Source organism: Paenibacillus allorhizosphaerae, from assembly GCF_042659105.1.
In the GTDB taxonomy this organism is placed as follows: Bacteria; Bacillota; Bacilli; order Paenibacillales; family NBRC-103111; genus Paenibacillus_G; species Paenibacillus_G allorhizosphaerae.
This window is the reverse complement of record NZ_JBHSRV010000020.1, coordinates 34,253-46,125: the sequence shown is the minus strand read 5'-3', so window position 1 is coordinate 46,125 and position 11,873 is coordinate 34,253. Positions and strand designations below refer to the sequence as shown.

Below are 11,873 nucleotides of genomic sequence, written 5' to 3'. Positions count from 1 at the left end.
GCAACTGCCGCGGCTGCAAACTGCCCCCGGGATCACTGATGAACTAACATTCGCCAGAAATGTTATATGAGTGTTTTGGTCATTATAAAATCTATTTGTTCTTCATCACCCATATAGAAAGAGTGAGCTCCTGTTTGAACAAACCCCATTTTCTGATAAAAAGCGATAGCATTTTCATTTTTTTCCCATACGCCTAGCCAGATTTTCTTTTTGTCACGCTCCATCGCAATTTCTATAGCTTTATTTAGCAGATATTTGCCAAGCCCATGTTTTTGAAATTTGCTTTTTATATAAATCCTCTCGATTTCAAGTGATTCATCACCCATTTCTTCAGACTGAGCATCATTGGTGTTGACCTTTAAATATCCAGCAACTTCATTATGAAAATAAACAAAAAAGAATTGCGAAAAATGATTGGATAATTCTTTTTCTAATTGTTTTAAGTTAAATGCCCTTTCCAAATAAGTATTCATATTTTCGGGTGAATTCTGATCCTTAAATGTCTCATAAAATGTTTCATAACTAATCTCTAGAAGTTTGCGTGAATCTTCAAGTGTACACTTTTTTATATCTATAGTCATTTAAACATATCACTCCTTTAAAAAATCAATAATTTCTCTTGTTCCCCTTTTTCACAAATTCCCAGTCTTTTTCTATATTTTTTCTTACTCTTTGAAGAAAATCGGAAATTGCCTCCACTTCTCTTTCGGAAAACCCTTCTAATGCAACGCTATTGGAATAATCATTTTCTCTTCTTATAAAAGGATAAACATTTTCCCCTTTCTCTGTTGGAAAGAGTTTTTTAATTTTTTTGTTATGTGTGTCGTCTTTTTTTCCGATAAATCCATCAATTTCAAGTTTTTTAATAGCACGAGCTGCTGTTGTTCTATCAACTTTTATCATCTCAGCTAACTTTTCTTGAATGATTCCTGGGTTTTCACATATACGCACAAGGTACAAATACTGCCCTTTTGTAAGGTCATATTCTTTAAATTCTATATTACTTATTGAATCTAATGCCCTTGCTATCATTCCAATTTCACGAAGGATTTCCTTCATAGATTAACTCCTTAGTTCATATTTTTGTTGCAAATGCAACAAAAAGGATATAATTTAATTTACCCTAACTTTATTGCATTTGCAACAAAAAAATAAGACAAGCAGTTCCAATATATCCAGATTGCGATAAATCTTTGACTTCTCGATCTTGAGCTGCACTTTATCCACCACATCGTCGGCTTCGGTGCCGAGAATATCGATGAGCTCGATTTCATTGCCTTCCTTATCCGTACCGATGGGGTCATGCAAAGAGACGTCTTTGCGGGTCTTCTTCAAGGACCGGAGATGCATCAAAATCTCGTTCTCGATACAGCGCGCGGCAAAAGAAGCCAGCTTGGTCCCCTTATCCGGAGAAAAAGACTCAATCGCTTTGATTAATCCGATCGTTCCGATGGAGATCAGATCCTCCAGATCTTCGCCGGTGTTATCGAATTTCTTGACGATGTGAACACGAACCGATGTAACTTGCTAAACATGAAAAGAACCCCTTAGAATTCATCGGATTCGCCAAGGGGTTCTTTTCATGTTTATCCTAAGGGGTACTTCATTGCGAACTCATTGTATCTATTACAATCTACTTTTTTTTCCATAAACAAAATATAACGTGATACCGGACATGAACATTAAAACTACGGAATAAACCAAGGTTAATGCTTTAGTATCTGCCAAAGCCTGCGCATCCGTACTGTTCTTGATCACAATACCAAGCGGCTGGTACAACGGATGATAGAGGAATACGGTCAAATCGTAATCAGCCAAAATTCCGTTGAAATTTAACGCAAGAACCGCAAGCGTTGATGGGAGTATGATGGGTAACAGTACCTTCCTGAACGTATAGAAGGACTTGGCGCCTAAGTTTTTCGCCGCATCCTCCAGGTTACTGTCTAAGCTGAAGAAGGACGCTTTCACCATTCGTAGGGTGAACGGAATGTGAACGATCACATAGGCCAGAAACAGCATCCAGACCGTTCCCACTAAAATGGAGTTCCCGATAATCAGTCTTGGTGTGTTAAAGGTGACGATAAGCCCGATTGCGATTAACGTGGAAGGCAGCATCCACGGAATCAGAAGCGCATACTCCAAGGCAAAGGTCCATTTGTTATTAAACTTATGCAAAATTCGAGACGCTGCCAAGGCCAGAGCTACAACGGTTACCGATGCCGCAGCGGCATACACAATACTCACAAGGTAAGGCTTGAACGCCGACATGTTGGAGAACACTTGAATGTAATTGCTCAAGGAGAAGCTATTCCAGTCCAGCGTTGCTGTAGATATGCTGTGTGCATCCGTAAATGAAAAGACCACAATAAGAACGACCGGAATGAGATAAATGAGAAACAGGAAGTACGCCAGAACATGTGCGGCGATATTGCCAAGCTTATTGTTGATCTTCTGTTTGACCAGTTCCGACTTCACTTTGGAAACGGACATGAAGTTGCCTTTCCGTTCAAACCGGATCATGATGGTCAACAGAATTAATGTAGCCAGACCGAGAATTAGCGCCAGCAGTGCGGCTAGGTCTCTAGATGACATACTGTTTGAGAAGGTTAGAATCATCGGCGTGATTGTCTGGAACTCTCTTCCGCCCAAGATCAACGGAGCGGACGTTGCTGCGAGGCCTGTCAGAAAGATCAGAATCGTGAGAGCAAACATCGTGGGCTTCAAAACCGGAAGAACAACCCGCCATAAAATATAAAAGGTGGACGCACCCATATTTTTCGCCGCTTCTACGGTTTGAAAATCGATTTTCCGAATAGCATTGCTTAGAAATAGGACATGATTGGACGTGCATGCAAAGGTCATTACGAATAATACTGCCCAGTAGCCATGAAACCAGGTCGTGTCAAAAGAAGGAAACAGACTGGCGAGAAGCTTGGTAATGAATCCGTTCTCACCATATACGAATTTATATCCGGATACTAGTACGACGCCGCTATAGATTAGGGTAGTGAAATAGCCAAGCCTTAGCACCTTCGCACCCTTGATATCAAAATATTCCGAGATCAATACTAGAGTAACGCCGACAATGTTTACCGTAAAAACAAGGGATACGGCTAGAATAAAGCTGTTATACAAGCTTCTCATGGCTCGTTCGGATGACAACAGCTTCTCGGCCGCCTCGAATGAAAATTTGCCGCCTTTAAAAAAGATTTCATAATAAATATTAATGTTCGGATAAATCAGGAATGCAACGACGAACCAGGCAATCAGAGCATAAAAAATAAAGGCAGTCGGATTGATAGAGGCTATCGATTTTTTCAGTTTCTCTGCGTTCAACACACATCCTCCTTCCCTTAGTACTGCAGAATATCTTTGCTTTGAATATATATAGTAATCTCGTCACCGACTTTATTATGAGCAAGCCCGCTTTCCTTCTCGATGGTCTTCAGTAGCCCCCCACCGGAAACTTCTATTACATATTTGCTATATAGTCCATAAAACTCCTGATCTACAATCCTCCCCCTCATCTGCACGGCATCTTGATCCGGCAGGGAAAGCAAGCTCACCTTTTCGTTGCGGATATAGGCTACTTTGTTAGGATCAATATATTCCTTCAATCGACTATTTTGAATTGTCCGCGGATCGATCTTGTTGATATCGCCTATGAAGTTACAAACAAATTCCGTCTGGGATTGATTATAGACTTCTTGCGGTGTGCCGACTTGCTCTACGATTCCATTGTTGAAAACGGCAATACGATCAGACAATGTTAACGCTTCCTCCTGATCGTGAGTGACATAGATCGTCGTGATCCCGAACTTCTTCTGAAGGTTCTTCAGCTCATTACGCAGTTGTACTCTAAGCTTGGCGTCCAAGTTGGATAAAGGCTCATCCAGCGCTAGAATACTCGGTTTTAACACCAGCGCTCTGGCAATCGCCACGCGCTGCTGCTGGCCGCCGGACAGCTCCGACACTTTTTTGAAAAGCTGTTCCTCCTTCAAATCCACCTTCTGGGCGATATCCCTCACTTCCCGGTCTACTTCGGCCTTCGAGGCCTTCTTGACTCGCATGCCGAAGGCAATATTCTCATAAACATTCATGGTAGGAAACAAAGCATAGCTTTGAAACACCATGCTGATGCCTCTTTTTTCGATAGGCACATGGGTAATATCCCTGTCGATTAGCATAATTTGACCGCTCGATGGAGTAATAAATCCAACAAGGCTGCGAAGAATCGTCGTTTTCCCGCAACCTGACGGACCCAGAAAGGTGAAAAACTCACCTTCATTGATTTGCAGATTGAGGTTTTTGATCGCATGGAAATTACCGAATTTAATTTGTATATCTCGAAATGTTATCATATATACCCCTATGTCCTTATTTTAATATCGTAAAGAACAACTGCATATTGGAGCCTCCAATATGCAGTGTGTTTTTCAAAATGTCAGAAAGTATATTCTCCGCTGATTGTTCCATTTCTCGATAAACGCGCCGCCAATAGGCGGCGAAGCCGTTTATCCATGTTTCACTTTGCTTATTTCATGATCTGCAATTCGATTTTCTCTACCCATTTGCCAATGTTGTTAGCAATGAAGCCCCAATCCAAAGGCTGTGCTTTCAAATTGGAATACAATGCCTTCACGGACTCATTGGCTTTAGCAGCTGCTTTCGTATTCGCAGGCATGGAATTAAACTTAGCGGCAAATTCTCCTTGAACGTCAGCAGTACCCATCCATTCGACGAACCGCTCTGCCGTTGCCTTCTTCTTGGTACCGTTCACAATCGCCGCATGCTCTACAATCATCGGCACGCCGATTTGTGGACTTACAATACCTGCCTTCACTTTATACTGCTCTTCCTTCTTGCTGAGTGTACCGGAAACCACCGCGCCAAGAGGCGTTTTTCCGCTAGCCAGGTTAGCGTAGAAGTCTTCACCTTCAACCGCTCTCACACCGTTGTCGAACAATTGCTTCACTTCATTCCAGCCTTCCTTGGAGATCCCAAGCTCCCCCTTCGGATCCTGGTGTCTGGTCAGTATTCCGGCAACGACGAGTTGAGGCGTAATTTGTCCAAGAAGAGTAGGAGCTTCATATTTGCCTTTGAATGCCGGATTTTTATAAAGGTCCGTCCAATCCTTCGGTGCCGTTTCGGTTGTATAATTTTTCGGATTATAGCCAAGCAGAATCGCTTGCTTCACAAGTCCGTGATAGAAGCCCTCCGGATCGTTCAAGCCCGGCTCTACTTCTCCAGCCCATTTCGGAACATATTTGGTCAACACTTTTTCCTTCTTCAGGTTTTCATAAAGCATGTTGTTCAAGCCGAACACTACGTCTGCAATCGGATTGTTCTTTTCTGCAATCAACCGGTTCGTTAAATTGGCTCCGCCTGCTCCGACAAGCTCAATCTCGAAGCCGGCGCTTTTCGCTTTCTCGATGATCCATTCGCCACGACCATCGGAATTCGCATTCGTATAAACAATCAGCTTCTCATTCTTCACCGGTTCATTCGCTGCTGGCGCAGCTGCGGACGGCGAATTAGCCGGCGTGGTAGGCCCTTTGACATTTCCGTTATTATTGCCGCTACCGCAAGCAGTTACCGTGAGACACAGGATCGAGAGCAACGTTGTACTTATCATTTTTTTCATCATACTTTATGACACTCCTTTGGTTGTAATTTGAATTTTTATAAAAGCAAGTAACCAGTAACGGAACGTAATCCGAAGGAAGCTTCCGATCCGATCAACTGTATTTCTAGATGTGAACAATCATTCCGTCATAGGCCACAACGATCCCGGCAGGTTTGAATATTTCGTCAAATTCGTCGTGAAGCAGCTTGGAGTTATGACTAAAGTGCGTAACGATGATGAGCCCTTCCTCTTTCAATATGTTCTCCTTCTGGAACTCGCGCTGAGCCTCTAGTATGGTCTCAATACACATATGATTTCGGTCGCGAGAATTTCCCGTATATCCGTGGGTGCAGTCGAGTATCGCACAATCCAGTTCCTTACCCTTTAACCAGGCCCAGGTAGCTTCCGGAAACCAGCCAGAATCATGTCCGTACAGCAGCTTTTTTCCTCCCTTCTCGATCACGTACAACAAGCATGTTTCCATGCGGTCATGATCCGCCAGCAGCGGCGTAACCCGTGCGTCACCCACGGCTATCGTCTCGAATGGGCGCAGCAGATGGAATGCATAACGCTCCCCTACAAAGCGGCCTATGGCGACGCGTGTATGGTGCATCACGGCATCATTGCCGTAGATATGCATCGGATGCTGAAGGTTGTGAGCAATTCCTGTCCTCCGGCATTCCAAGTCATAGGCATTATAATGATCGGAGTGCGTATGAGTGACAAGCAGGTGCTCGATAGCGGTGAAATCAATGTTGTCGCGAAGCGCCTGCATATAAGAATCGGGCGAATAGTCGAATTTGATCACGTCGTCAACGATGGCCGAGCTTCGTGTTCGTATGTTTTTCCCTCCAAGCTCTCTTGCTTTGAGGCAATGCTCACAGCGGCAAAATGCATTCGGGAATCCCTCCGCAGCTGCGGTTCCTAGAAAATGAATTTTCATTACAAAACTCCTCCTGTCACTCCTAGAGAACGGATTTTCTCTCTATGATCGTCGTTTGAATTTTTATGGTAATCTGTTTCTCAAGGGAATGGTTAACCCGCTTCATAAGAAGATTAAAAGCCGAATGGGTAAGCTGCTCCGTATCCTGTCTGACTGTTGTAAGAGGAATCGGAGTTAAAGCTGCTAATTGGATATCAGAGAACCCGACGATAGAAAGCTGATCGGGGACGGAAATCCCCATGCGCAGGGCTGTATATAAGGTTGAAATGGCCACATGATCGTCCCCGCACATGAGGGCTGTGATCAGCGGATTTTCCTTTATAAACTGTTCCTGTTCAGGATCACTCTCGTTAATCCGGCTTGGATCGCAGGGTACGCTTCTAAAATGGATAGATTGGACCTTTACGGGAATCGCATGATCGAGCAGCGCCTGAATATAGCCTTGATACCGATCCTCTCTACTGGTAATATTATCGATCGCATTCGAAGTATATCCGATTTCCCGATGGCCCTTTTCGATCAAATACTTGGTCATCTGATAAGAACCAAGGTAGTGATCGTGATATACGCAATCAATCTGAACCTCACGGAATATCCGGTCGATAATCACAATCGGAAATTGCTGTAATTTCAATCTCAGCACCTGATCACTGCATGTCTTGCGCCCCTGGGGAAATAAAATAATGCCGTCGATTCCCCCTTCAACCAGCCTCTGCAGGCAGTTATCCTCATCATCTTTATTCTTGCTGATTTTCAAAATAAGATCGCAATCGTGCTTTCGCACTTCCGACTCGGCTGCTGCAATAATTCTTGAAGTGTAATCGGAAAGATGGGGCACGATAAGTGCTATCTGCCTACAATGCTTCTCCTCTACCGGAGCCGGCTTTCTTTCGGGCGGAAGCTCTCCGTCATACAGCATGCTGTCCGGTTGTCCGGATAGGAAGGTCCCCCTTCTCGGCAAACGATATACCATACCTTGCTCTGCCAATCGTTCTAGTGCCAGCTTACTGGTCATCCGGCTTACGCCGAACAGCTTCGCGAGCTCTCCTTCTGAAGGAACGGGGTCATGCGGTTGAAGCCTGCGGCTCCGGATGATGTCTTTGACCTTATCGGCAATCTGCAAATACAATTGCTGACTCGGTTTTTTTGATGCACGTACATTCTTCATCTAAGGTCATCCTTCGTTTTATCATAATCATGGACTCCAGATTGTAAGCGTTTTTACAAAATGAATTACTTCTTCACCGCGTAGGAAGCAACCATTGGCGTCCCGGTAGTCCTTGTTTTTTTGCTATTCTACACATGCTATTGCCTACGTCAGATTCAGAGTATGCTCGCAAGCAACCTATCACCTGAGATGTGATCTAAAACGAGCTTATATCATGTCACTGACATATTCAATGATATATTTATTAATGTCTTGTAAATCTAGGAAATGCAATTAATGATTGACGAGAAATCATAGTTTATATATCAGTACATACCAATATTTATGTGCCATATGTTTGCCTGCACTCCCGAGAGAGCTACATTGTAGCCTTAGTATATCTCCATCAACCGTTTGTCCGCTGCGCGGCGACTTGGCTCATACCCTCGACCGGACTTCCACCGGCTAGTTGTGCATAGCTTGGCTAGGCGTACCAAATCAAAAAGACCTGCCACCACGACAGGCCCCCACAATTCTTTCAGGTACACTTTCGATCTCCATTTTCATTACTTTCTCGAATGTGTTTTTCTTACTTATTGCTTTTTAACGGGTGTTTCTAAAAGACAGTATGGTCTTCAAGAAAAGTTCCCAATTTTCAAGTCTGCTGTGTAATAGCAAAACTTTGTAATAGTGATCGCAGTTATCCGACAAAGGGAGAAGCTCGTCCGCTTTTTTTAATATCTCCTTAAGTCTGCTGTTCTGAAACAGCCTGCCGTATCGGCAGGCTGCAAGAAACATCCTATATCCACTTACCGCTTCGCCTTATAAAACTCATGATACAGCTTCATCAGCGCCCGCTTCTCGATCCGCGACACGTAAGAGCGGCTGATCCCCAGCTCCTTCGCGATTTCCCGCTGCGTCCGTTCCTCGCCCCCGGCTTCCAGTCCAAAGCGGCCGACGACGACTTCCCGTTCCCTTTCGTCCAATATATCCAGATTGCGATAAATCTTTGACTTCTCGATCTTGAGCTGCACTTTATCCACTACATCGTCAGCCTCGGTGCCGAGAATATCGATGAGCGTGATTTCATTGCCCTCCTTATCCGTACCGATGGGGTCATGCAAAGAGACGTCTTTGCGGGTCTTCTTCAAGGACCGGAGATGCATCAAAATCTCGTTCTCGATACAGCGCGCGGCAAAAGTAGCCAGCTTGGTCCCCTTATCCGGAGAAAAAGACTCAATCGCTTTGATTAACCCTATCGTTCCGATGGAGATCAGATCCTCCAGATCTTCGCCGGTGTTATCGAATTTCTTGACAATATGCGCTACGAGTCTTAGATTATGTTCAATCAACAAGTTCCGGGAGTACTGGTTCCCTTGGGCCATTAATCTTAAATGTTTTTCTTCGTCTTCTTCTGCAAGCGGTTGGGGAAAAGCATTATTTTTTACATATGAAACCAGAAGCATTAATTCTTTAATAAATAAAGCTATTGCTGAAAAAAATCCAGGCACGTCAGCCACCCCCACGATGAGATTAGTGTTATTTTATGTGGGCCTCAGCCTATCCGTGCCTGTACTGCTAAAAAAACTACGCGGTTGGTAATTTATTTCTCCCAGTATTATGATTGATTAGTGATGCTGGAAAACGGGTGGGAGAAGCATTTTCGTGTTCCCGGATTTTCACGAATGTTCGCGAAACTTTTCAGACCCTTTCGCTGTCATATACTAAAGGATGTTCATTATTCCATAAGTCGTATATTCAAGCAGGAAACAACTCCCACACATTGTCGCAAAAGGGGGTCTAAACGTTATGGAAAAAAATGAAGGCAAACTATTGCTGCTTTTATCGCCTCACTACTAATGATCATGGAGCTACCGAAGACATCATTCAGGAAGCTTTTATGAAAACATTGGACAAGGGGCCGACAATCGGAGATGAAAAAGCATCGACCGATGCCTTAGGCCATGGCTTTGCGTCCCTATGTTAAAAAGTTTCGTTACAGTATTTCTAAAAATTTTTTTTAGAATCAAACTCGACATGAATAGTCATCATCCGGTCATGTATAAAACTCATTACCGCCCGTATGTCCGGAGTAGCTGTCGGATCAAAATAGCAGATGTTAAAATTAGCTTCGCATCAACCACTTTAAACTGAAAGGAGGCGCTCCTGAATGAAAATACTTCGCAAACGTTTGATTTTAGGCGTGTTGGCACTGGCATTGGCAACCGGCGTGAGCTTATCTGCAGCTCCTAGCCAAGCAAACGCCATGATGCCGGCATGCGACAGTGTCATGGATTGCATTCATACGGCACACTGGTACTACTTCCTGCGTTAGGAGCGGAGATGGCTGCGTAAACCACACCTAGAACTGCTTATGCGGATTCGGAAACCGAAGTACCGAATCTCGCAAAAAATGTCCGATCCTGTGCAGGATCGGACATTTTTATCAATTCATCGCCAATAAGCTTTCCTCCGGAAACATCGGGGAGCATAAGCGGCTTGCTGTAATTCATCCCGTAAGCTTGCAGTTTCTCCCTCCCCCGGCAGTCGAACCGGGTGCATCCCTTTATTTTTCAATCCTCGGCCTGATGATCGAAGTCCATATGTCATAGCCCTTTTCATTCATATGAAGCCGATCGGGCCCGAATATGTCTGCCTTCGGATTCCCTTTCTCGTCAATCATCGCTGCACTGACGTCAATAAATTCAAGGTATTCATGCTGCTTGGCATATTCTTCAAGCAGTTGATTCGTTTTCTTGCTTTTTTCCCAGTCTTTTATCCGGGAAGGACTGGGCTTAATCGATACGAAATATATTTTCGTGCCGGGCAGTGCATGATGTATTTTGCGAACGAACGCTTTGCATTCTTCTACGATTTGCTCCGGCAAAGTTCCTTTGCTGATATCGTTATCGCCTTCGTAGAACACGATCTTCTTCGGTTTGTAGGGAATGACGATGCGATCGGCAAAATGAGTCACCTGATACGCCTCAGATCCCCCAAATCCTCTGTTGATCACTTGCAGCGGCGCCATATCTTTCTCAAGCGTCGACCATCGCTGAATACTAGAGCTGCCGATAAACACCGTGACGCCTTCCGGGGGAAGCGCTTTTTTGTCACGCTGCTCATACGCTTTGATATCATTTTCGTAAGGGTATTTACCGTCTTCCGTTTCGACCGACGGCACATCAATAACCTGCCGAAGCCGTCCATCGACAACAACATCCAGTTTCGTGCTGCTCCCTCCCAGTTTTGCGAGAGAAATTTGCAGCTGAGCTATTGCTGCATTTTCACGTATAGCGACTGGTTTCCGATCCCATTCCTCTTGACCGCCGCGAATCGCAACTTCCTTGCCTGCATGCTTTTCATCGGCATAATAATATACAAATACCGAATCCTTGGTCTTATAGCTTTTGATGTCCGGCGCGTACCATTTCCCCGTTTTCTCCGACAACGTTGCGACTTGCATCGCCGGCGAGCTTTCCGTCGCTTTGCTCGTGTAATACAGTGGGTAGCTTATCGCATTCTTATCCCCGCCGTAGTCGTAATCGTTCGTATGAATTTGCATAGCCAATGCCGCACCGCTCTTCGCATCCATATGCATCAAAGAGAAGGGGATGGATGCTTCCACGGTGTAGCCCGTTCCCGTCTTTTGGCTTTTCGCCGTCACTCTCGCTTCATTTCTTTGCGAATCTGCGCCGATACGACCTTCGATACGTACCACGGCTTCGTCTTTGCCATCCGCGCCTGCAGATAAAATCACTTTCATACTGTCGCTTCCATCTGTTTTGCCGCTAACTATCAATTCTATGCTATCGCCATTCGATAGCTTCGCAGGGAGTGAATTTACATGTACGACATCATCCGTGACATTGGCAAAAATAGCGAGTCCATCCTTGTTCCAACCGAAGTTCAAGTTCGGGGTAAAATCGAATGCGTCTGTCGTTTCCCCTTTTGTACTGCCGTGCAGCGTGACCGATAAGCCCTGCTTTTCCCAGTCTGCACCTGAACCGTCGATGGCAATCTTGTTCACTTTGGGGATTTTCATACCATCCCCCTCTTCTTCCGCTTCAGCTCCGCAGCCAAGTTGGATAAACAGTGATGCCGCTATTAATATGCCCAGCAACCATCTCATGCTCTTCCTCCGCTTCCGAGTACGT

General features: G+C 44.7%; 10 protein-coding genes and 1 pseudogene. 1 reads left to right on the top strand and 10 read right to left on the bottom strand.

The features are described from left to right. Window positions 1-62: 62 nt before the first annotated feature. The 9 genes and pseudogenes from ACFQI7_RS33680 to sigK all read right to left on the bottom strand — a co-directional run bounded on the left by ACFQI7_RS33680 (window position 63) and on the right by sigK (window position 9,227). A complete protein-coding gene (locus ACFQI7_RS33680; protein WP_377518338.1) occupies window positions 63-581 on the bottom strand; it encodes a GNAT family N-acetyltransferase in 519 nt (172 codons plus the stop codon). 25 nt (window positions 582-606) lie between these two features. Beyond that, window positions 607-1,059, bottom strand: a complete 453-nt coding sequence (locus ACFQI7_RS33675; RefSeq protein ID WP_377518336.1) for a MarR family winged helix-turn-helix transcriptional regulator — start codon at window positions 1,057-1,059, stop codon at window positions 607-609. A 105-nt stretch (window positions 1,060-1,164) separates the two neighbouring features. After that, a pseudogene (locus ACFQI7_RS33670) lies at window positions 1,165-1,506 on the bottom strand (sigma-70 family RNA polymerase sigma factor); the annotation flags it as partial. A gap of 120 nt (window positions 1,507-1,626) precedes the next feature. Continuing rightward, the gene (locus ACFQI7_RS33665) at window positions 1,627-3,336 is read right to left on the bottom strand and encodes an ABC transporter permease (RefSeq protein ID WP_218103045.1); all 1,710 of its coding nucleotides are present in this window, start codon (window positions 3,334-3,336) and stop codon (window positions 1,627-1,629) included. Window positions 3,337-3,353: 17 nt separating this feature from the next. Next, entirely contained in the window at window positions 3,354-4,361 is a 1,008-nt protein-coding gene (locus tag ACFQI7_RS33660) for an ABC transporter ATP-binding protein (protein ID WP_218103044.1), read from the bottom strand. 173 nt (window positions 4,362-4,534) lie between these two features. After that, window positions 4,535-5,647, bottom strand: a complete 1,113-nt coding sequence (locus ACFQI7_RS33655) for an extracellular solute-binding protein (protein ID WP_218103043.1) — start codon at window positions 5,645-5,647, stop codon at window positions 4,535-4,537. A 103-nt stretch (window positions 5,648-5,750) separates the two neighbouring features. Then, a complete protein-coding gene (locus ACFQI7_RS33650; protein WP_218103042.1) occupies window positions 5,751-6,569 on the bottom strand; it encodes an MBL fold metallo-hydrolase in 819 nt (272 codons plus the stop codon). A gap of 22 nt (window positions 6,570-6,591) precedes the next feature. Further along, window positions 6,592-7,737: a GntR family transcriptional regulator gene (locus tag ACFQI7_RS33645; RefSeq protein WP_218103041.1), complete on the bottom strand. Its 1,146-nt coding sequence runs from the start codon at window positions 7,735-7,737 to the stop codon at window positions 6,592-6,594. A 788-nt stretch (window positions 7,738-8,525) separates the two neighbouring features. Beyond that, complete coding sequence (gene sigK / locus ACFQI7_RS33640) at window positions 8,526-9,227, bottom strand: RNA polymerase sporulation sigma factor SigK (protein WP_218103040.1); 702 nt, start codon at window positions 9,225-9,227, stop codon at window positions 8,526-8,528. 659 nt (window positions 9,228-9,886) lie between these two features. Here sigK and ACFQI7_RS33635 point away from each other — a divergent pair. Then, window positions 9,887-10,051 carry a hypothetical protein gene (locus tag ACFQI7_RS33635; protein ID WP_218103039.1) on the top strand — a complete coding sequence of 55 codons (165 nt, stop codon included), beginning with the start codon at window positions 9,887-9,889 and terminating at the stop codon, window positions 10,049-10,051. A gap of 231 nt (window positions 10,052-10,282) precedes the next feature. On the opposite strand, the gene ACFQI7_RS33630 is transcribed toward ACFQI7_RS33635, so the two are convergent. Further along, window positions 10,283-11,848: a GDSL-type esterase/lipase family protein gene (locus tag ACFQI7_RS33630; RefSeq protein ID WP_218103038.1), complete on the bottom strand. Its 1,566-nt coding sequence runs from the start codon at window positions 11,846-11,848 to the stop codon at window positions 10,283-10,285. Between the last annotated feature and the right edge of the window lie 25 nt (window positions 11,849-11,873).

What these genes read in the sequence shown, in the direction of transcription:
- ACFQI7_RS33635 (WP_218103039.1), top strand. Translation starts at nt 9,887, where the DNA reads ATGAAAATACTTCGCAAACGTTTGATTTTAGGCGTGTTGGCACTGGCA.
- ACFQI7_RS33675 (WP_377518336.1), bottom strand. Translation starts at nt 1,059, where the DNA reads ATGAAGGAAATCCTTCGTGAAATTGGAATGATAGCAAGGGCATTAGAT.
- ACFQI7_RS33655 (WP_218103043.1), bottom strand. Translation starts at nt 5,647, where the DNA reads ATGATGAAAAAAATGATAAGTACAACGTTGCTCTCGATCCTGTGTCTC.
- ACFQI7_RS33630 (WP_218103038.1), bottom strand. Translation starts at nt 11,848, where the DNA reads ATGAGATGGTTGCTGGGCATATTAATAGCGGCATCACTGTTTATCCAA.
- ACFQI7_RS33660 (WP_218103044.1), bottom strand. Translation starts at nt 4,361, where the DNA reads ATGATAACATTTCGAGATATACAAATTAAATTCGGTAATTTCCATGCG.
- ACFQI7_RS33645 (WP_218103041.1), bottom strand. Translation starts at nt 7,737, where the DNA reads ATGAAGAATGTACGTGCATCAAAAAAACCGAGTCAGCAATTGTATTTG.
- ACFQI7_RS33680 (WP_377518338.1), bottom strand. Translation starts at nt 581, where the DNA reads ATGACTATAGATATAAAAAAGTGTACACTTGAAGATTCACGCAAACTT.
- ACFQI7_RS33650 (WP_218103042.1), bottom strand. Translation starts at nt 6,569, where the DNA reads ATGAAAATTCATTTTCTAGGAACCGCAGCTGCGGAGGGATTCCCGAAT.